Origin of the sequence: Streptococcus parasanguinis (genome assembly GCF_023109675.1) — a bacterium.
Classification (GTDB): domain Bacteria; phylum Bacillota; class Bacilli; order Lactobacillales; family Streptococcaceae; genus Streptococcus; species Streptococcus parasanguinis_I.
In genome coordinates, this window is record NZ_JALDUR010000010.1 from 58,352 (window position 1) to 77,293 (window position 18,942).

Sequence of the window (18,942 nt, forward strand, 5' to 3'; positions counted from 1 at the left end):
ACTTTTTAGGGATGGAGAGAAGCATGAGAAATAACGGAAAAAAGATTCGATTATTAGCAGTAGCTACCTTATTGGTTAGTCAGTTGGGGGTCTTTAACAGTGCCTTCACGGTAGTTGCTGACGAGACCACAGCTTCGACTTCAGAGCCAGCGCTTGTGACGAACACTAGCAGCGAGGAAAGCTCGACAAATCATTCGACTTCCGCTACAACAACAACTACAGACGCTACGACGAGAGCTTCGAGTGATAAAGAAGAGACATCTAACAGTTCCTCAGACGATACTGAGGAGAAAACGGTTAAGATCGGGGACATTCAAGGGGAATCGCAACGCTCTCCACTGGAAGGCCAAAAGGTAGCCATCAAAAATGCAGTGGTGACTAAGACAGACCGCTATGGTTTTTATGCTCAAGATATTGAATCGGATGGCAATAGTCGGACTTCAGATGGGATTTATGTTGTTTCCAAATACAAGGTGAAAGTCGGCGACAAGGTGAAAATCACCGGTACCGTCAAAGAAGGTTATATGGAAGAGGTTACCTTGGGAGCTGGGAGGACCTTTAAGGAACCGACGAATAGTTTAACGGTGACCATGCTGGTCGATGCTTGGATCACAAAAGATGGGTCAGCCCCTCTTCCAGAAGCTGTGAATATCACTGCGGGCATGCCAGCAGATGTGAAACCTAATCCGACGGCTTATGCTCCAGAAACCGATGCTCTCGATTATTGGGAAAGCCTGGAAGGAATGCTCACGGTGGTGAAGAAACCGCATGTCCTTGGTCCCCAGTACAAAGGAGATATCTATGTCTTGGGAGAAGATTTCACAGGCCTTCCTTTAAACAATATTGGAGGTCTGAATCTACGGCCACATGCGCAAAATACAGCGACGATCCCTATTTATGTTGGGAATCAGTTTGTCGCAAAAGCCAAGGATTACTTTGCAGAAGACGTAACAGGAGTGGTAACGTATCGGAATAGCTTTTATAAGTTAGAGCCCACTCAACAGTTGACAGTTCAAGATGGTGGTTTGCAGCGTCAAGCAGCTCAAACCCAACCAAGTGAGGACAAGCTGACCATTGCTTCCTACAATATTGAAAATTTCTCGGCCAACAATGCCAAAAATGAAACCCCAGAGGATAAGGTGACGCTGATTGCCAATTCCTTTATTCATGAAATTCACAATCCAGACATCATTACTTTGATCGAAGTGCAGGACAATAATGGTAGTGTGGATGACGGGACGACCAGTGGTGTTGAAAGTGGACGCAAACTAGCCAATCGGATCAAGGAATTTGGTGGCAAGAGCTATGAGTATACGGAGGTTGCTCCAGTAGATGGCGCTGACGGAGGAAAGCCTGGTTCCAATATTCGTTTGGGAATCCTCTACAATCCGGAACGCGTAACCTTAGCCAAAAAAGAGGCAGCAACTAGCAACGAGGCAGCGCAATTTGACAAGGGACACCTGGTTAAAAATCCAGCTCGGATTGCCCCTAATGACCCATCGTTTGATCATACTCGCAAGTCCTTAGCTGTTGAATTTGAATTCAAAGGTCAACCAGTTGTGGTGATTGCCAATCACTTGAAATCAAAAATCGGAGATGATGCTATTTATGGGGCAAGCCAACCAGCAGTGGAACATACCTTGCCAACTCGTGAAGCACAAGCTAGTGTCATCCATCAATTCGTTCAAGAAGGCTTGAAGCAAAATCCGAAGACCACCTTTGTTTTGACGGGTGATTTTAATGATTACGATTTCTCAACCACGGCACAGATCCTTGCGGGCAGTGAACTAACCAACTTAATGGCCCAACATGATGCAGGAGATCGCTATTCCTATTTCTATCGTGGAAGCAATCAAGTTTTGGATAACATTTTTATCTCAAACAACATGGCAGCCAAAGCAAGGTTTGAACCAGTCCATATCAATGCTTCCTTTATGAAGGAACACGGTCGTGCATCAGACCATGATCCTGTCTTGGTCCAAATCGACTTTAGTGGAGCACAAACTCCAGGAACGCCGACAGATGATCAACAAGGAAATACAGGACAACCAACGGATCAAACCAGCCCTTCTTCATCGAATACAGGATCTCAACTAGTCCCTCATCAGACTCAAGCCAATGAACAAAAGAGTTCAACATCTGAAAGCAAAGAAAGCACCAAGAACGAAGATGAGAAGCAAGATGACAAGGAAGAGGCAGCAACAGAAACCAAGACACCAGGCAAGCGGAAAATCCTTCCATCTACTGGACAAGAAACAAGCAATCTAGCTCATTTTGGAGTGGTAGTAGCAACGATGGGTCTGGTCTTCTACAAGAAAAAAGGACTAAAAACTAAGGTTCTCTCATAAAAATCTGAAAAAGGAGTTTTGGCTCCTTTTTTTCTCCTAAAATACAGGACAGATAGTCCCATATTGGAAACTGTACTAGGACAATGAAAACTACTGAAAAGAACAGTTTCTTTTTAAAAAGAAGCTTAAACTCTTTAAAATAGATGGAATCGTGTTATAATAAAATCCTATAACGCAAAGATACGCTAAACCCTTGATACATAAGGGATTAACGTATCACAATGTAAAAAATGTTCTCCTTTTTAGGAACTTTTGACATTATTTAGTGCTGTTTCAAAAATTGAGACAGCTTTTTTTGCGCTATCTTTTGAAAGGTGACTGTATGTGTCCATAGTCATAGATAAAGTAGCGTGTCCTAGTCGGTGCTGGAGTTCTTTGTAAGGTATTCCAGCATTTAATAATAAACTAGCGTGAGTGTGTCGGAATCCATGGAAACCAATACTAGGAACGTTTGCTTCTATGAAATGCTTTTTTAATCTATTCCCTAGTGTTCTATAATCAGAGTATTTTCTGACTAGACTTGAAAAAACAACTGTTTCATTTTTTCCAATCTTCCAAGCCTCTTTAATTTGTTGGCGCTTGTATTGCTTGAGCATTGTAACCGTCTGAACGTCAATATCAATATCTCTAATACCGCTTTTAGACTTTGGACTATTCGGAACTTTTCTTAAGTTCAATGTCTTTGTGATATGCACCACGGCATTATCAAGATCAATATCAGACCATTCCAGCGCCAATGCTTCATTGATACGGCAACCCGTAGCAAGCAGGAACTTGTAAAGAGTGACACAGAAGAGATTTTTAAATCTTTTTTGATCCAAGCTATCCAAGTATTCGAAGAATTGTTTTAATTCTGAATCTGTAAAATGCTTGATCTTTGCATTATCTTTTTTAACTTTTGGAACTATTATATCTTTTGCAGGATTGGACTTTATCGCTTGTAATGAAACTCCATACTGTAAAATACTTTTATTGTATGAATGAAGCTGTGCATATTGCTTGAAACCATTGTTGTCTTGGTTGTAATCTCTAGCCCATTTGTTCACTTGTTGTTGAATAATGGCAGGGGTTAACTTATCTAGTTTAATATCCCCAAAAGCTGGGCGAAGATAGTTTTCTATTTGCGATTTAATAGATATTCTTGAATTTGGTTTGATCGTGGGAGAGTAAACCTCCCACCAGCTATTCATTAATTCACCATAGTTTTCAAATTGAGTAAAAGCGGTGCGAGTTGCACCATTCTTTTCAAATTCGAATTTTGCTTGTAGAGCCTTGTTCTTAATTTCTTTTTTGGTGCGGGCTGAAATGGTTGTTTTGATCTTCTTTCCCGTGATTGAATCGACACCAAGATATAAGCTGGTGCGGTACACTATTGTACCGTCTTTCTTTTTGTATTCTGTAATATTCATGATCGAAAACCTTTCTAATTCATCAGCAGGCAAGCCGTGTTATAGGTTTTAGAATGTGTTTTGGTCATGATTTTTTTATCACTTTATTTTGAAAGAATTATTTTAGTTCAATTAGTTTATTGTAAATTTTTTCAGTTAAAGATTTTTGTTGACTAGCAGTAAGGTGCATTGAGGTGCGAATTACAATAGTTCCATACACATAATGAGAGCCAGGATTTAATTGTCCACCATCAAATGCAGATATGTATGTATTACGTTTTTCGGCTTCATCTTTAGTTTTATAAACTTCAATACAACCTCCTGCTTCAGTTCCTTTATCTACTATATCAGTCCCGTAAACAGGTTCGGTTACTTGACTATCTGAAAAATAGATAGAAGCAGTATAGCCACCTTGTTTATTTAATAAACCATTAGGGTCATGTTCTTCTGTAGCGTGTTGCACTTCTTGAATTGTATCTACTTCTTTCAAGCGTTCCTCAATAAAAGAATCTTTAGGGTTTGTAATCTGTGCGAGTTGCTTCACACTGTTTTGATATGCTGTTAATTTCTCAGTAATGTTTTTTTGTGCGCTAGAATAATCTACAGGTTTTGCAATTTCTTTTGCTTGATCTTCAATTTTTTGTGTATCGCTTTCCATTTTTGGAGCTTTACGAATTGAGGTTTTTGCTTCTTTAACAGCAGTTTTTAAATCTTCTAAAGTCTTAGCTTCCAATGGTTCAGCTTTTTCTTTAATGATTTTTTCAGTATCAGCAATTTGTTTTTCAATTGCTTTATTATTCTCATTAAGAGTATCAACAGACTTTTCAAAGTGACTTATTGCAGTTTGGTGAGGGGCATAAGATAAGAAATAGTAGCCCGCTCCACCAGTAGCAAGAGCTAAAACAACAGCGGTAGTGATAATTTTCTTTTTCATAATGTTTCTCCTAAAAATATTTATTATTTATCGTAAGTCATCGAGCCGTTTTGTTCATAAGCAAGGCGGTTTTCGTCTTTATCAAAGACAAAAAGGGGCGGTGCTGTGAAATCTTTATCAGTAATCTTATATGTTTTTTCTACGTCATTTTTGATTTTAAGTAAACCGTCTACATTTTGATGTAGCTGGTCATTTGTCAGTTCAGACGATGCTACAGGTAGCAATACCGCTATGCCATTGCTACGATAGTATACTTCCATTTGACTCGATTCCAGCCATTGCTTGTAAGAGTTTGCGAATTGATCTAATAGCGGTCTAACCTTGCTGACCCGTCCAGTAGCCTTTCTAAGTTGCTCCTCGCCTTGGTTTTCTTCTTTGCTTTTTGCTTTAGCCTTGTCTACCAGCTCCCAAGCCTTTTCTTTTTGCGTTTTTTCTGAGCTTGACTCGGTTGTCACTTGCTCGGTTGTTTCTTCTTGACTTGGTTCAGATTCTTCGTTTTGACTGCAACCAGCGATAAATAGAGTGAGTGTAGCGATTGCTACTAATGTTACCTTTTTCATATTATTCTCCTAAATATCTCCATATATCTGAATTAGTTATTTATCAGATGATTTTTTCTTTATCTTTTCGAGTGCCTTTTTCCCCTCTTTGTCTAATATATGAAATGCAAATATCATAGCACTAAAGGCAATGATCGTACAAGCAAACAAAAACCAGTCAAACAGTTCACTATTTTTCAATGCTTTACCTCTTTCCTAATTCAGCAGTCATATTTTCAGAACTTTAATTATTTATTTTTTAAGTTTTACTTTGTTTGGGGTGGCAATTGCTTTATCAAAATAGGAAATACTAACGTGCTGTTTATCAATATTTATAATATCTAGCCAGTCACTTATAACATTCTCTAGTATACCTTTATCTTCCTTTCTACGACTCCATATATATCTATCAAAATCTCTAAACTGTTCTGGTGATCCTGATTGATATCCATGTTTTATTAGAATGTCTGTACGACTAAAAGCATCAAAAAACGTATCTACAGTTATCGGATCAATAACAATTTCTCTATCATGATCTGTAATTATCGCACGGAAACCCGTAAATAAAGGAGCGTCATTCTCTTTAATTAGTTTAATGACACAATACTTTAATTTAGAAACCTCGTTTAATGTTTCTGGGATATCTTGATTGATATCTAAAACAGTATAATCATAGCCTTGTAATTCAACTGCAGGTATTGAGTTCCCTAAAATATCTTTAACAGGTTTAGTACCAATGTCATATCCTAATAGGTAGGCGTCTGATACGCCAAAGAAATCAGCAATTTTTTCAGCGTTATTTCTACGAATTGCTGTTTCTCCATTTTCCCACCGTTGAATAGTTCTTAGATTTATATTTAATTCTTGCGATAATTTATCTTGAGATAGCCCCTTGGCTTCTCTGAGTTCTTTAATTCTGTTCATAAATTTACCTTTCATTATACATTATAATCTATTACGGCATAAAAAGCCATAAAAAACTAAACTAAAAAAAAATCTATTTTTTTTTCTTGACTTACGGAATAAAATGTCGTAGAATTATAATCAAAGAACGGCACAAAATGCCGTAGAAAGGAGAAGCCCTATGATTGTTACACAAGAACAAGCAAAGGCATTGCGACGCAAAAAAGCAGATTTACAATTAAAAAATTATGAGTTTGCTTCTGAAATTGGTGTAGCACCAGGAACAGTACCTAAAATTTTAAATGGTGACTACAAAGCTCCAAAAAGAATCTATGCGAGTTTAATGTAATGGCTTGCAAAAGATTATTGAACACAACAAAAAAGGCTCACAGTCGCCAAACTATCAAGCCTTTTTCAATGATGAACTAAAACACAACACAATGCAGGCAAGCCGTGTTATAGGTTTTAGCAATATTATTTGCTTAAATTATACCATATCTTGGTATAGAGCGCAAAAAGTTGTACAGGAGGTACATAAAATGGAAACAGAAAAAACAGAATTAGAACTAACAGAATTAGAATTAGAGGAATTTTTAGAAGAAGTGGAAAAGGTTCAGGCACAATTAAGGTTTAACAAAATTGTACAAGAGATGAAAGAGAATGATCCTAATCTTTATCAGATCCTATTTGATTTTCTACATAAGAAACTCTCTCTTGATGAATTGAATGACTTTCTTTCATTGGAGGGTGAAGCACGGCGGGCATATATAGACAGCTACCAAGCTAGATGAGGGGATCTAAAATGATTAGTGATTTATTAGGCGTTGGTATTTTCTTTCTATCATTCGTGAGTATATTCTTCCTTGCTGAGTGTTTCCATGAGTGGGCTGTAGCTTACAAGAAAAGGGGATATATCAGCAAAAGACAGCTAAAACGTATGAAGAAATGGCTTGAGATCATGGAGGCTAGATAATGGCATACCAGCAAGAGGAACGGGAAACAGTTGTAAGATATGATGAACAGGATAATACCTGGTACATTGAAACAAACGTAAGACGGCATATTTCAAAGTTTTTGAAAATGGCAAAGGCATTTGAAGAATTGCATGAGGAAAAGGAGGCTGGGCGAGTTGTTTCTATTCGTGCCAAACTTTCAGACCTTGACAACTTTTCAGTAAGTCCATTTGTCAGAAACAAACGCAAAGGACAAACTAACAATTTAATTAACTCACAGAATCAATTTTAAGGCTGAAAACCAGCCCTTTAATCGGTGAAATTCAACTTGAAATATAACAGGGGTATGATTATACCTCCCAAACGTGCAACCGCAGGAAAAAACGAATTTAGAAAGGAATGAATAAATGTACAATTTAAGTATCTATGATAGATTAAATGAAGAGAGCAAACAAGCTACATTTGAACAAATGACGCCTATTGTAATAAACCATACAATTAAATTAGTGGAAAAAGTTGGTGAATTGAGCAAGAAGTTTGAACCTACGTTACTAGGGTTAATCAGTAGAACCAAGTTAAAAAAAGAATTGGAGTTAACCGATAAGACATTAGACAAGTGGGAAGCAAACGGCTTGAAAAGGTATCAACCACCGCTGGAAGATACACGAAAAGTCTATTATTTGATACGTGATGTTTTGATCTTTTTGGGGGCTGATAAATGAGAACAATAGAAGTTACTGTTCACTCTGACAAGTTGACAGCATTAGATTTTCTCAAGGACAATCCAACTTTGGTACTGCAAAATGGAAACTATTTTAAATTTGTTTATTTTGAACCAATTGGAGCAGGATTGACAGACTTTCGCACTAAAGGGATAACGATAAGACTTTGTGATAATCAACAGAAAAATTCTCATTGGAAAGTTGCGAGAAAGATCTATCCAAAATTTATGAAGCCTGAACCATTGGCAGTATTGCAGAAGTTAGAGGCTGGTAAGTTGAGTGAAGCAAGAGAGAATCAAGCAATAGAATTAAATGGCTGGTTATTCGATATTATCACTAATGGAATCTATACCAAAGAAGATACAGCGCTTTTTATTCGGTTGCTATTCCTGCATGGTTATAGCTTCGAGCAAGTTACACAGCTATTCTCTTCAATTGTGAAGCGTGTGGCACTTGCAAAGTGCTTTCTAGAAGAAATGAAAATAATTTATAAGGGGGTGAGTATTTGAACAATGGCGACAATAATGCACAACCATATACAAACGCTGGATACAGTCAAGCACTAACTCAAGAGTTCACTGATCTTACAGCGATTAGAGAAACAGAACAGAATAGTTTAAACCTTGACCAAAAAGCAAAGGGTGACGGCTACACTCCTAGTCTAGACAACCTCAGAAAAATTCTTGAGCGTGATACTCGGTTAGCTGGTAAGCTAAAATACAATGAGTTTACAAATGAAATTGATATTTCAAACTCTATTAATTTGAACGGTGCTACTCGTTTAGACGGGGTTGCTGATGACGCTCTAATAAAAGAAATTCGCTTGTATATTGCCCAAAAATATAAAATCGATTTTAAAAAGTCTGATATAGCTGATGTAATGGAGGTTGTAGCTAGATCAAACCAATACAACCCATTGAGATCATTCTTACTTGAATGTGAACAAGAGTACTCCCATTTAGCAGATCAGAAAGATCCATTTGATATCCTACGATATTATTTAAACGTAAAAGATAATCAATACAATCGAATTATCTTTGATCTGTTCTTTCGTGGAGCAGTTGCCAAAGTATTTGATCCAAGTATAAAGTTTGACTTTGTATTAGATTTAACAGGCGAGCAGGGAGTAGGAAAGACACAGTTTTTTGAGCAGTTATTTACAGATCAATACTTTACAACCGTGGATACACTCACAGAAAAAGACGATAAAGCCCGAATGGTGCGGAATTGGTGCGTTTTTGATGATGAGATGATCGCAACTAGGAAAGCGAGTTTCCAAGTGTTAAAACGGTTTGTGACTGATAGAAAAATTGAATTTCGCCCACCTTACGCAAGTTCAGATAGACGATTGATGAAAAACTTTGTATTTGTACGGGCTACTAATCAACCTGATTATCTGAATGATCTGACAGGGGAACGTAGGTTTTTAGTTGCTGAGGTATTCAAAGATAACTCTTATCGAGGTAGAAAGTGGTCTGAACAGGATCGCAGGGCATTCTGGGGCGCTATGGTGACAGCATGGAGAGCAAACAAAACATTAACCTTGTCAGACAGTCAAGAACACCTTATAAACACCGTAAGAGAGCGCTATAAGGTAATAGATGATGAACTAGAGGCACTTGAAAGGTATCTATCAACTCCTTACCCTGAAAGAATGTACTTTGCTCCAATCAATGACAGTTTGAGAAGAACTTATATCTATGAGATGATGAACAATGGAGCTTACTTAAATGGTAATGGGGAAGAAGTAAAAATAGATACAGCAAAATATGGGGAGTTAGTTCCCCGTGAAAAAATGTCAATCGCACTATTTTTTAAAGAGGTTTTTCTGATCGATAAGCCTACACCGCAACAAAATGCAAAGATACGGCTTGCAATGCGTGGTAAGCATGCATGGGAGTACAAGAGAAATATCAAGTTTGGAAGAACTCCGACCTCAGGCTTTCAGAAAGTAGGAGAATCAGAATGAGAGTAGAAAAATTAAATATAATGTTCCTACCGCCCTAACCCCATGAGAGAGTAAGAGTTTCGAACAGTTATCGTTCGTGTGGGAGGAATTGTTTAGAAAAAATTCTACCACCCTAACCCCTTGAGGCTCTAAGGATAAAAGGTACTCGGTAGGAAAATAATAATATTTTTAATAATAATATTTATTAATGAATTAAATAGGTATTGTTGTTTATATAATATTTTTGTTGCTGAATTTTTTCCTACTTTCCTACCAAGTACTTAAATCGTTGATATAATGGGCTGGGATTGGTAGGATACAACTCCTACCCTTATCCTCCCAAACAAACAGATCCTACCAATGGAGAAAACAAGAATGCATGAAAAAATTTTGATCGAAAAAATGGAAGATGGCTACCTATTTTATTTAAAAAATGGTATAATAGAGAGTGTAAAAGTTCCAGCGTACGGGAAACTGACACTAGTCTATCAACATGGCAAAGTATGCTATGTTGAAAAGGCTGAAACAATAAAATAGATCTATCGGAACAACCGAGGGTGAAACATTTCGTGAAGATTGCATAGGCTTCATGAGAGTTCATTCTCGGTTTTTTGATTAGGTACAGAAAGAGGTAAAAATATGACATTTACAACTATTAAGAGCGAACTCAAAACATTTGCAAACAAGAAAGTAGACTATATGCGCTCATACATTGAGTTACAAGAGAAACTAAAAAAAGAGGTTGCTGAGGGCATGAAAGGGAGCAAACAAGCTCAGATCGAACTAGCTGACCTCAAGAGCGAGGGAGAAGCGTACTCACAGAAAACCTATGATAAGATCATGTCTGATATCGAGCAAGAGCGCACTAAACAACTTGAAGAACTCAAATCAGAAAAGAATAGCGTGACTGCTGATGATGTGGCTGAATTAATGCTACTTGAAAGCACAAAGGATATTTCATGGGAAGAGTTTGAAGAATACCTGGAGAAATACAAAAACAAACCACTAGCAATTAAAAAGCTGGGAGAGATCGCCAAAACTCATACAGATTTATCATTCTTTGACTATGAGAAATACAATATTAAAGATCGTACCGAAAAATTAGCTGAGTACTTAAAGAATCAAGCTAAAACTTATCACAGCGAATTTTTAATTAATGGCGATAATATGTTACTTGTCACAGCGGAATTGAGTTTAGAACTTAATGAAACGGCTATAGGACGTTTCTTTGAAGAGAATGGGCTTTAAAATTGTCTGAAATTGCCTCAGAATGTCCGATAGAGAGGGGGTAGGCATGGAAGAATTAACGTTAAAAGAAGAAAAGTTCCTGACGGCTTTAATGCTTGCCCCAAATATGGGCAAGGCTTGCGAAAAAGTGGGGATCTCTAGACGCACGGCACAGCGTTATATGGCTAAAACCACGGTAAGAAGTGCATACCGCAAGATGAGAAGCCAAGCAATGGAGCAGGCTACAAGCAGGCTGAATAGTGTGGCTGTGGACGCTGTGGAAGTCTTAACAGCTATCATGAATGATCCAACTATAAGCCCGTATGCACGGCAACAATCAGCGAGGACTATTCTTGAGTTTGCCTATAAAGCATACGAAAATGAAGCAATTATAGAAAAGCTGGAAGAGTTGGAAACAGTTATCAGCATAGACAATAAGGATATTTAGAGTTGAATAAAAGAGAGCTTTTAAAGAAAATTGATGAGCTAAAACAGATACAGAAGATGAGAACGGGTGGTTTTGTCTTGATAACTGAATCAGATAAAGGGATTGAGTATATCAATGTAAACGGCAAGGACTATCTAGACCATGAAGCCTTGGCAGTATTAAAAACATTTTCAGATGATAGTATTATCATATTCGATAACATAGATGATAGCTGGGAACGTAGAACTATTTCAGATGATTTTAAAGAGATGATATTCTTTCCAACTGTGGAAGATAGAATGGATTATATTCGTGTAAATAAGGGGATCAACCCCCTTTATCATGATGAATCTGATCCATACCATACAATATCAAGAAAAGAATGGCTTGACTCTTACAAAAATACAAGCCCCTGAACCCTATTTGTAAATGTATTTGAAAAGGAGGCAAAGCATGAATGTAGGGCAGGAAGAAAAAAGGAGTAAGAAAGAGCTTGCTAGAAATGTACTGTGTCAATATCGCTCTTTATGTAGAATAGCTGGAGTTGATTATCTGACAGGCGATTTACTTGATAGTTGCATAGATCAACAAAATCAGCGCCAAAACATGGCTTTAACCGAGGTAAATCGAATCAGAAAAGCTATCGAGGGTATTTCATCGACAATTGATAAACGTATCCTAGAAATGAGCTTTATTGGGCAAAAAAAGGTGTCTGTTTATGAACAAATGGATATACTTTCTATTTCAAGCAGTAACTATCACAGGCGCAAGGCGAGAGCCTTACTTGAGTTTATAGATCATTGGCAATAATATGAACCCTGTTTTATATGAAAAAGCGGTCAAGATATGTTATAATCTAATTAGGTGGTAGGACATCGAGCACCCATAGGTGCGCGGTAGCCTACCATTTTTGAAGATAAAAAAAGCACCGTGTGAGGGTGCTAGATCTTGCCTGCTGAACTCGTAAATTGATAGATACCCCAAGGGGTATTTTTTTGTGAACTTTTTTTAAGAACTTTTTAGGAACTTTGTGAACTGTTTAAGTCGGTATAATAGAGTGATAGAGTCCCAAAAACGCCTATTTTACAGGCTTTCGGACTTTAAATTAACCATATTATCTATATTGTGATATAATAAAACCATAAAACGTTTTCAAGAGAAGAGGTTCCTCAATGGAAAATGAAACAGTTGACTATGGAAAAGTAACAGGAATGGTACACTCAACAGAAAGTTTTGGGGCAGTAGACGGGCCAGGGATCCGCTTTATTGTCTTCCTTCAAGGCTGTCAAATGCGGTGTCAATACTGCCACAATCCAGATACTTGGGCTATGGAAACCAACATGTCTAGAGAACGAACAGTAGATGATGTATTGGAAGAAGCCCTCCGCTATCGTGGATTTTGGGGTCAAAAAGGTGGAATCACGGTCAGTGGTGGAGAAGCCCTCTTACAGATAGACTTTTTGATTGCCCTCTTCACCAAGGCTCAAGAGTTGGGTATTCACTGCACGCTCGATACCTGTGCTCTGCCTTTCCGCAATACGCCTCGTTATTTGGAAAAATTTGACCGCTTGATGGCAGTGACTGACTTGGTGCTTCTGGATATCAAGGAAATCAATGATGAACGACACAAAATTGTGACCAGCCATACCAATAAAACGATTCTAGCTTGTGCCAAGTACCTATCTGATATTGGAAAACCAGTCTGGATTCGTCACGTTTTGGTGCCTGGACTTACAGACCGAGATGATGACTTGATCGAACTTGGGAAATTTGTTAAAACCCTTAAAAATGTTGATAAATTTGAGATCCTGCCTTACCATACTATGGGGGAATTCAAATGGCGGGAATTGGGTATTCCGTACAAGTTGGAGGGTGTGAAACCACCGACAAAAGAACGGGTTCAAAATGCAAAAGATTTGATGGAAACAGAAAGTTACCAAGATTACCTGAAACGGGTCAAAGGATAAAAAGTATAGACAGTTGGTCACTCCAGCTGTCTTTTCTATTGAAATGCACAACTATTCCCTTTCTTTAAATGGCAAAACGTGCTAAAATAGAGTGAATCTATAAATGAAATAAAGAGGTAGAAACATGTCAAAAATTCTCGTTTTTGGTCACCAAAATCCTGACTCAGATGCTATCGGCTCATCTGTAGCTTTTGCTTATCTTGCAAAAGAAGCTTATGGTTTGGATACAGAAGCAGTGGCTCTTGGAACTCCAAATGAAGAAACAGCTTTCGTATTGGATTATTTTGGTGTGGAAGCTCCACGCGTCATCACATCCGCTAAAGCAGAAGGTGCAGAGCAAGTCATCTTGACGGACCACAATGAATTCCAACAATCTGTTTCAGATATTGCTGAAGTAGAAGTTTACGGTGTGGTCGATCACCACCGTGTGGCTAACTTCGAAACTGCCAGCCCACTTTACATGCGTTTGGAACCAGTTGGATCAGCATCTTCTATCGTGTATCGCATGTTTAAAGAACACGGTGTAGCAGTGCCAAAAGAATTGGCAGGTTTGATGCTTTCAGGTTTGATTTCAGATACCCTTCTGTTGAAATCTCCAACAACACACCCATCTGATAAAGTGATTGCGCCAGAATTGGCTGAATTGGCTGGTGTCAACTTGGAAGAATACGGTCTTGCCATGCTCAAGTCTGGTACCAACTTGGCAAGCAAATCAGCAGAAGAATTGATCGACATCGATGCTAAGACTTTTGAATTGAACGGAAACAACGTTCGTGTGGCTCAAGTGAATACAGTTGATATTGCGGAAGTCTTGGAACGCCAAGCTGAAATCGAAGCAGCTATCCAAGCAGCAAATGCAGCTAACGGCTATTCTGACTTTGTTTTGATGATTACAGACATCGTCAACTCAAACTCAGAAATTTTGGCTCTTGGTGCTAATATGGACAAGGTAGAAGCAGCCTTCAACTTCAAACTTGAAAACAACCACGCTTTCCTTCCAGGTGCCGTTTCACGTAAGAAACAAGTGGTTCCTCAATTGACTGAAAGCTTTAATGCTTAATGATAGATGGGGATACCCATTGTTAAAAAGGAGTTTAGGCTCCTTTTTTTCTAGGAGAGAAATATGCTAGAAAATGGTGATTTAATCTTTTTGAAAGATGATTCGGATATAGGGCAAGCCATCCAGGCATCAACTGGCAACTATAGCCATGTAGCTATCTTTTTGGACGGATTCATTTATCATGCCACGGTAGAAGGTGGCGTCCTTGCCCAATCCCCTGAAGATTTCTTTGAAGACGGGAAAGCATATGACCTTTATCGCTATCCAGGAATCGATCTCAAAGAGGTCAAAAAGCGGGCAGAGAGTCTTTTAGGGGCTCCCTACAATGCTTCCTTTTATCCGGATGGAGATGGTTATTACTGTTCCCAGTTCATTGCTGAACTACTTCCTATTTTTGAAACCATTCCCATGAAGTTTGGAGATGAGGAAGAGGAGATTAGTCCGTTTTGGGAAGATTACTACAGGGGGCTTGGTCTAGCGGTTCCTTTGGATCAGCTCGGGACCAACCCGAGTCAGTTAGCCCAATCACCCTATCTACAGTTTAAAGAAAGGTATTTGGATGATTACAATCATTAATCCCACACGTTTGACACGTCAGCCATTTTTCAAGGACTTGATCAACTTTTTGGATCAGCACGACGATGTGATCCTGCGGCAAATCAAGGCCCAATTTCCAGATCAACCAGTGGATAAGCTGATGGAGGAGTATATCAAAGCGGGCTTCATCCTTCGAGAAAATAAACGCTACACCCTCAACCTGCCCTTCTTGAAGTCAGCTGATCTTGTTGACTTGGATCAGGAGGTCTTTGTTCGAGAGGACAGTGCAGTTTATCAAGAATTAAAAGCCAAGGTCTTCCAAACGGAACTCCGCAACACGACCAATGAAGCGATTCTCATAGAGGAGACGGACTTTGCGCGACATGCACAGACCCTTTCCAATTACTTCTACAAGGTTGCTCACCAATATCCATTGACAGAGGATCAAGAAAAGCTCTATGTTATTTTGGGCGATGTGAATCCCGAGTATGCTCTCAAGTATATGACCAGCTTTTTGCTCAAGTTCCTCAAAAAAGAAGAAGTCCAGCAAAAGCGCAAGGACATTTTTGTCGATAGTTTAGAAGTCTTAGGTTATATCCACAAAAATGATGAAGGCAAATATGAATTAGCAGTGGACTTGGACAAGGAAAGACTGATGTTTATCAAACAATAAACAAGGCTAGGAAAACTTCCTAGCCTTCTTTCGTTTGATTATAGATAACGTTCAGCGATGGCGGCGTCACCTGGATACTCTTCTTTTACGCCATTGACGATTTGGTAGCAGTCAGCTCCTTTTCCGGCGATAATGACGGCATCTTCAGGCTTGCTGGTTGTCGCCATAGCCACTTGAATGGCTTGTTCGCGATCTGCGATTTTCTCGACAGGGCGTGTGATGAAACTACTAATCTCTTCAGCAATAGCCAAAGGATCTTCATAGTTGGGATCATCCGCTGTGAGGAAGACTTGGATTTCAGGATGGTCTTCTAAGAGCAAGCCGAAGTCCTTACGGCGGCTCTCTCCTTTATTCCCAGTTGATCCAAGGACCAGTGAAATCGTCCCCGTTTGATGGGTTTCGACAACTGAGAGCAGTTTTTTCAAGCTATCTCCATTATGGGCATAGTCGATGAAAACCTTAGCGCCGTTTTTCTGAGTCAAGACTTCCATTCGGCCAGGAACGCGCGTCTTAGCAATCCCTTTTTGGATATCCTCGAGGCTCGCACCTAGACGAAGACAGGCAAGACCTGCTGCTACAGCATTTTCTTGGTTGAAGTGACCAATCAGTTGGATATCGTAGTCGCCTGCTAGCTTACCAGTTGCTGAGAAGCTGAATGCCCTAGAGTTTTCAATTTGATTCTCAGACTGGCTTCCATAAAAATCGTGGTCTTGGTTCACGACTTGGTCTGCTAAAACTTGGAAATGATCCATATCACTATTGATGACAACGGCTTGGCTATTCTTCATGAGGAGACGTTTGTGGTAGAAATAATCCTCAAAAGTTGGGTGTTCAATCGGGCCAATATGGTCTGGACTGATGTTGAGAAAAACACCAACATCAAAGGTCAGACCGTAAACCCGTTTCACTAGATAAGCTTGACTGGAAACTTCCATAATGAGGTGGGTCCGATCATTGGCTACTGCCTCAGCCATCATGGCAAAAAGATCCAAGCTCTCTGGAGTTGTCAGGGTCGATTTAAAGAAGTTTTTACCATCCAGTGTTGTATTCATGGTCGACAGCATAGCTGGTCGGTGACTTTGTTCCAAAATATGGTAAGCAAAATAGGCCGCGGTTGTCTTTCCCTTAGTCCCTGTGAAGGCCAATAGTTTTAATTGTTTCTCAGGGTGTCCATAAAACTCCATGGCGATTAAGCTCATAGCCTGTTTGATATCATTGACGAGGATGGCAGGAATACCAACTTCATAATCTTTTTCAGAGACATAAAAGCCGAGTCCATTAGAAATAGCCTGTTCCAGGTATTCTTTTTTGAAGTTAGCCCCTTTGACAAAAAAGAGGGTGCTAGCAGAAACCTTCCGGCTATCATAGCTAATAGCATCAAAATTTGTTCCTTCTAGATGGTAGTAGTATTCACCATTTACTAGAACTTCTCGGAAATTTTGGTCATGTTTTAAAATATTGAGGGTTTGTTCAATTGTAATCATAAAACTATTGTAAACCTAAAGTCCCTATTTTACAAGTGTCATGGAAAAGTTTATAATGAAGAGAAGAAGAAACGAAAGAGGACACCAATGAGCCACGAACAAAATGACCAGCAAGCCCAGATGCTACGCGGGACTGCCTGGATGACAGCCAGCAACTTTATCAGCCGTTTGCTAGGAGCCGCTTATATTATTCCTTGGTATATTTGGATGGGGAAATATGGGCCACAAGCCAATGGTCTTTTTACAATGGGCTACAATATCTATGCTTGGTTTCTCTTGATTTCGACAGCCGGAGTACCCGTAGCTGTTGCTAAGCAAGTAGCCAAATACAATACCCGGGACCAAGCGGATCATAGCTTTGCTTTGATTCGGGGCTTCTTGAAATTTATGGGAATTCTAGGCCTTGGATTTGCCATTCTCATGTATCTTTTGTCTCCTGTCTTTGCGAGTCTTTCAGGTGGGGGAAAAGAGTTGATTCCGATCATGCAGAGCCTTTCTTGGGCTGTCTTGATCTTTCCTTCGATGAGTGTCATTCGGGGATTTTTCCAAGGTTTTAACAACATGAAGCCTTACGCCATTAGCCAGATCGCTGAACAAGTGATCCGGGTCATCTGGATGTTGCTCACGACCTTCTTCATTATGAAGATTGGCTCAGGAGACTATGTGCAGGCTGTGACGCAGTCGACCTTTGCGGCCTTTATCGGTATGGGAGCGAGCCTTCTGGTGCTCTTTTATTACCTTGCAAAGACAGGCTTGCTCTCTTCTATTTTTAGAAAGCAAGAGGGAAGTGAAGGGATTGACACTCGGGCTCTCTTGATTGATACGATTCGTGAGGCTATTCCTTTTATCATCACAGGATCCGCGATTCAGCTTTTCCAAATTGTTGACCAGATGACCTTTATCAATGTCATGTCTTGGTTCACAGACTATAGTCAAAAACAGCTCTTGGTCATGTTTAGTTATTTCTCTGCTAATCCAAACAAAATTACCATGATCTTGATTGCGGTAGCGACTTCGATTGGGGGAGTTGGGATTCCTCTGTTGACAGAGAATTATGTGAAGGGGGACCTAAAAGCGGCTGGGAAGCTCGTACAGGATAACTTGACCATGTTGCTGGCTTTCTTGCTTCCAGCCACCTTTGGTGCAGTAGCAGTCGCAAAACCACTTTATACGGTTTTCTATGGGCAACCAGATGGCTTGGCCTTAGGGCTCTTCATCGTAGCAATGTTGCAGACCGTAATTCTCGGTCTTTACACAGTCTTGTCTCCGATGATTCAAGCCCTCTTTCAAAATCGTAAGGCCATCCGCTACTTCCTTTATGGTGTAGTGGTGAAATTGGTCCTACAAATTCCATTTATTTTGGTTTTTCGTTCTTATGGACCACTTTTGTCAACGACCATTGCGTTAATGGTGCCAATCGTTCTCATGTATCGAGAGATCCAAACCATCACTCAGTTTAATCGAACCATCGTCTTCAAGCGGACCTTGCTTGGTTCTATCCTGACTGTGGTGATGCTACTTGGAGTCTTGATCGCCGGTTTGATTTTGGGCTGGATTTTCCCACCAAATGGCCGTGTATCGAGCATGATTTATATCATCGTCATTGGCGGATTAGGAGTTGTTATCTATGGAGCCTTAGGATTATGGCTACGGTATTTTGACCGCTTTATCGGAGGTCAAGCTGCACGTCTCAGACAAAAATTCCGCATTAAATAAACCTGAGAGGCTGGGACAAAAGTCCTAGCCTCTCAATTATTTTTGGATTGTCGAACAAGACGCAGTGGTTGAGTGGGCTCTACTACGCTGATTTCATCAGCTTTTACAGCCCTACT

The 18,942-nt window shown here is 39.5% G+C and carries 24 protein-coding genes; 18 read left to right on the top strand and 6 right to left on the bottom strand.

Annotated features, from left to right (window positions below):
* The first annotated feature begins 23 nt into the window (after nucleotides 1-23).
* Nucleotides 24-2,348 (top strand): endonuclease/exonuclease/phosphatase family protein, encoded by a 2,325-nt coding sequence (locus tag M1G14_RS07895; protein ID WP_247926485.1) that lies wholly within the window; start codon nucleotides 24-26, stop codon nucleotides 2,346-2,348.
* A gap of 242 nt (nucleotides 2,349-2,590) precedes the next feature.
* Here the strand turns inward: M1G14_RS07895 and M1G14_RS07900 are convergent, their stop codons facing one another.
* The 5 genes from M1G14_RS07900 to M1G14_RS07920 form a co-directional block, all read right to left on the bottom strand.
* A complete protein-coding gene (locus tag M1G14_RS07900; RefSeq protein ID WP_247926486.1) occupies nucleotides 2,591-3,757 on the bottom strand; it encodes a tyrosine-type recombinase/integrase in 1,167 nt (388 codons plus the stop codon).
* Nucleotides 3,758-3,854: 97 nt separating this feature from the next.
* Entirely contained in the window at nucleotides 3,855-4,670 is an 816-nt protein-coding gene (locus M1G14_RS07905; RefSeq protein ID WP_247926487.1) for an EbhA, read from the bottom strand.
* 23 nt (nucleotides 4,671-4,693) lie between these two features.
* Nucleotides 4,694-5,230, bottom strand: a complete 537-nt coding sequence (locus tag M1G14_RS07910) for a hypothetical protein (RefSeq protein WP_247926488.1) — start codon at nucleotides 5,228-5,230, stop codon at nucleotides 4,694-4,696.
* A 36-nt stretch (nucleotides 5,231-5,266) separates the two neighbouring features.
* Nucleotides 5,267-5,410, bottom strand: coding sequence for a hypothetical protein (locus M1G14_RS07915; protein ID WP_201088203.1), 144 nt, complete (start codon nucleotides 5,408-5,410; stop codon nucleotides 5,267-5,269).
* A gap of 51 nt (nucleotides 5,411-5,461) precedes the next feature.
* Nucleotides 5,462-6,133 carry a helix-turn-helix domain-containing protein gene (locus tag M1G14_RS07920; protein ID WP_247926489.1) on the bottom strand — a complete coding sequence of 224 codons (672 nt, stop codon included), beginning with the start codon at nucleotides 6,131-6,133 and terminating at the stop codon, nucleotides 5,462-5,464.
* Nucleotides 6,134-6,293: 160 nt separating this feature from the next.
* Here M1G14_RS07920 and M1G14_RS07925 point away from each other — a divergent pair, with 160 nt between their 5' ends.
* The 16 genes from M1G14_RS07925 (at nucleotide 6,294) to M1G14_RS08000 (ending at nucleotide 15,626) form a co-directional block, all read left to right on the top strand.
* Entirely contained in the window at nucleotides 6,294-6,461 is a 168-nt protein-coding gene (locus M1G14_RS07925; RefSeq protein WP_247926490.1) for a DNA-binding protein, read from the top strand.
* A 190-nt stretch (nucleotides 6,462-6,651) separates the two neighbouring features.
* Entirely contained in the window at nucleotides 6,652-6,903 is a 252-nt protein-coding gene (locus M1G14_RS07930; protein ID WP_023918846.1) for a hypothetical protein, read from the top strand.
* An 11-nt stretch (nucleotides 6,904-6,914) separates the two neighbouring features.
* Nucleotides 6,915-7,085: a hypothetical protein gene (locus M1G14_RS07935; RefSeq protein ID WP_247926491.1), complete on the top strand. Its 171-nt coding sequence runs from the start codon at nucleotides 6,915-6,917 to the stop codon at nucleotides 7,083-7,085.
* A complete protein-coding gene (locus M1G14_RS07940; RefSeq protein ID WP_247926492.1) occupies nucleotides 7,085-7,357 on the top strand; it encodes a hypothetical protein in 273 nt (90 codons plus the stop codon). Before M1G14_RS07935 ends, M1G14_RS07940 begins: the two co-directional genes overlap by 1 nt.
* A gap of 178 nt (nucleotides 7,358-7,535) precedes the next feature.
* On the top strand, nucleotides 7,536-7,787 hold the full coding sequence (locus M1G14_RS07945) for an XRE family transcriptional regulator (RefSeq protein ID WP_425608340.1): 252 nt from the start codon (nucleotides 7,536-7,538) through the stop codon (nucleotides 7,785-7,787).
* Nucleotides 7,784-8,296, top strand: coding sequence for a hypothetical protein (locus tag M1G14_RS07950; protein ID WP_247926494.1), 513 nt, complete (start codon nucleotides 7,784-7,786; stop codon nucleotides 8,294-8,296). Before M1G14_RS07945 ends, M1G14_RS07950 begins: the two co-directional genes overlap by 4 nt.
* Nucleotides 8,293-9,756: a VapE domain-containing protein gene (locus M1G14_RS07955; protein WP_247926495.1), complete on the top strand. Its 1,464-nt coding sequence runs from the start codon at nucleotides 8,293-8,295 to the stop codon at nucleotides 9,754-9,756. The genes M1G14_RS07950 and M1G14_RS07955 overlap by 4 nt, the downstream gene beginning before the upstream one ends.
* Nucleotides 9,757-10,110: 354 nt before the next feature.
* Complete coding sequence (locus M1G14_RS07960; RefSeq protein WP_173020033.1) at nucleotides 10,111-10,272, top strand: hypothetical protein; 162 nt, start codon at nucleotides 10,111-10,113, stop codon at nucleotides 10,270-10,272.
* Nucleotides 10,273-10,374: 102 nt separating this feature from the next.
* Complete coding sequence (locus tag M1G14_RS07965) at nucleotides 10,375-10,983, top strand: hypothetical protein (RefSeq protein ID WP_247926496.1); 609 nt, start codon at nucleotides 10,375-10,377, stop codon at nucleotides 10,981-10,983.
* Nucleotides 10,984-11,029: 46 nt separating this feature from the next.
* A complete protein-coding gene (locus tag M1G14_RS07970; RefSeq protein ID WP_070665370.1) occupies nucleotides 11,030-11,410 on the top strand; it encodes a replication protein in 381 nt (126 codons plus the stop codon).
* 2 nt (nucleotides 11,411-11,412) lie between these two features.
* A complete protein-coding gene (locus M1G14_RS07975) occupies nucleotides 11,413-11,805 on the top strand; it encodes a hypothetical protein (protein ID WP_247926497.1) in 393 nt (130 codons plus the stop codon).
* Between the two features lie 37 nt (nucleotides 11,806-11,842).
* Complete coding sequence (locus M1G14_RS07980; RefSeq protein ID WP_247926498.1) at nucleotides 11,843-12,199, top strand: ArpU family phage packaging/lysis transcriptional regulator; 357 nt, start codon at nucleotides 11,843-11,845, stop codon at nucleotides 12,197-12,199.
* 362 nt (nucleotides 12,200-12,561) lie between these two features.
* A complete protein-coding gene (gene pflA / locus M1G14_RS07985) occupies nucleotides 12,562-13,356 on the top strand; it encodes a pyruvate formate-lyase-activating protein (RefSeq protein ID WP_031574308.1) in 795 nt (264 codons plus the stop codon).
* Nucleotides 13,357-13,480: 124 nt separating this feature from the next.
* Entirely contained in the window at nucleotides 13,481-14,416 is a 936-nt protein-coding gene (locus M1G14_RS07990) for a manganese-dependent inorganic pyrophosphatase (RefSeq protein ID WP_247920185.1), read from the top strand.
* A gap of 63 nt (nucleotides 14,417-14,479) precedes the next feature.
* Nucleotides 14,480-14,992, top strand: coding sequence for a YiiX/YebB-like N1pC/P60 family cysteine hydrolase (locus tag M1G14_RS07995; RefSeq protein WP_247920186.1), 513 nt, complete (start codon nucleotides 14,480-14,482; stop codon nucleotides 14,990-14,992).
* Entirely contained in the window at nucleotides 14,976-15,626 is a 651-nt protein-coding gene (locus M1G14_RS08000; protein ID WP_247920187.1) for a DUF1803 domain-containing protein, read from the top strand. The genes M1G14_RS07995 and M1G14_RS08000 overlap by 17 nt, the downstream gene beginning before the upstream one ends.
* 38 nt (nucleotides 15,627-15,664) lie before the next feature.
* On the opposite strand, the gene M1G14_RS08005 is transcribed toward M1G14_RS08000, so the two are convergent.
* Entirely contained in the window at nucleotides 15,665-17,110 is a 1,446-nt protein-coding gene (locus M1G14_RS08005) for a UDP-N-acetylmuramoyl-L-alanyl-D-glutamate--L-lysine ligase (RefSeq protein WP_247920188.1), read from the bottom strand.
* Nucleotides 17,111-17,197: 87 nt separating this feature from the next.
* On the opposite strand from M1G14_RS08005, the gene M1G14_RS08010 reads away from it, so the two are divergent.
* Entirely contained in the window at nucleotides 17,198-18,826 is a 1,629-nt protein-coding gene (locus M1G14_RS08010; RefSeq protein ID WP_031574286.1) for a putative polysaccharide biosynthesis protein, read from the top strand.
* Nucleotides 18,827-18,942 lie beyond the last annotated feature (116 nt).

Excerpts from the sequence above, each read along its gene's own strand:
- M1G14_RS07995 (WP_247920186.1), top strand. The coding sequence starts at position 14,480 with ATGCTAGAAAATGGTGATTTAATCTTTTTGAAAGATGATTCGGATATA.
- M1G14_RS07895 (WP_247926485.1), top strand. The coding sequence starts at position 24 with ATGAGAAATAACGGAAAAAAGATTCGATTATTAGCAGTAGCTACCTTA.
- M1G14_RS07935 (WP_247926491.1), top strand. The coding sequence starts at position 6,915 with ATGATTAGTGATTTATTAGGCGTTGGTATTTTCTTTCTATCATTCGTG.
- M1G14_RS07970 (WP_070665370.1), top strand. The coding sequence starts at position 11,030 with ATGGAAGAATTAACGTTAAAAGAAGAAAAGTTCCTGACGGCTTTAATG.
- M1G14_RS08000 (WP_247920187.1), top strand. The coding sequence starts at position 14,976 with ATGATTACAATCATTAATCCCACACGTTTGACACGTCAGCCATTTTTC.
- M1G14_RS07945 (WP_425608340.1), top strand. The coding sequence starts at position 7,536 with ATGACGCCTATTGTAATAAACCATACAATTAAATTAGTGGAAAAAGTT.
- M1G14_RS07930 (WP_023918846.1), top strand. The coding sequence starts at position 6,652 with ATGGAAACAGAAAAAACAGAATTAGAACTAACAGAATTAGAATTAGAG.
- M1G14_RS07925 (WP_247926490.1), top strand. The coding sequence starts at position 6,294 with ATGATTGTTACACAAGAACAAGCAAAGGCATTGCGACGCAAAAAAGCA.
- pflA (WP_031574308.1), top strand. The coding sequence starts at position 12,562 with ATGGAAAATGAAACAGTTGACTATGGAAAAGTAACAGGAATGGTACAC.
- M1G14_RS07990 (WP_247920185.1), top strand. The coding sequence starts at position 13,481 with ATGTCAAAAATTCTCGTTTTTGGTCACCAAAATCCTGACTCAGATGCT.
- M1G14_RS07920 (WP_247926489.1), bottom strand. The coding sequence starts at position 6,133 with ATGAACAGAATTAAAGAACTCAGAGAAGCCAAGGGGCTATCTCAAGAT.
- M1G14_RS07950 (WP_247926494.1), top strand. The coding sequence starts at position 7,784 with ATGAGAACAATAGAAGTTACTGTTCACTCTGACAAGTTGACAGCATTA.
- M1G14_RS07900 (WP_247926486.1), bottom strand. The coding sequence starts at position 3,757 with ATGAATATTACAGAATACAAAAAGAAAGACGGTACAATAGTGTACCGC.
- M1G14_RS07940 (WP_247926492.1), top strand. The coding sequence starts at position 7,085 with ATGGCATACCAGCAAGAGGAACGGGAAACAGTTGTAAGATATGATGAA.
- M1G14_RS07980 (WP_247926498.1), top strand. The coding sequence starts at position 11,843 with ATGAATGTAGGGCAGGAAGAAAAAAGGAGTAAGAAAGAGCTTGCTAGA.
- M1G14_RS07905 (WP_247926487.1), bottom strand. The coding sequence starts at position 4,670 with ATGAAAAAGAAAATTATCACTACCGCTGTTGTTTTAGCTCTTGCTACT.
- M1G14_RS07960 (WP_173020033.1), top strand. The coding sequence starts at position 10,111 with ATGCATGAAAAAATTTTGATCGAAAAAATGGAAGATGGCTACCTATTT.
- M1G14_RS07965 (WP_247926496.1), top strand. The coding sequence starts at position 10,375 with ATGACATTTACAACTATTAAGAGCGAACTCAAAACATTTGCAAACAAG.
- M1G14_RS07910 (WP_247926488.1), bottom strand. The coding sequence starts at position 5,230 with ATGAAAAAGGTAACATTAGTAGCAATCGCTACACTCACTCTATTTATC.
- M1G14_RS08010 (WP_031574286.1), top strand. The coding sequence starts at position 17,198 with ATGAGCCACGAACAAAATGACCAGCAAGCCCAGATGCTACGCGGGACT.
- M1G14_RS08005 (WP_247920188.1), bottom strand. The coding sequence starts at position 17,110 with ATGATTACAATTGAACAAACCCTCAATATTTTAAAACATGACCAAAAT.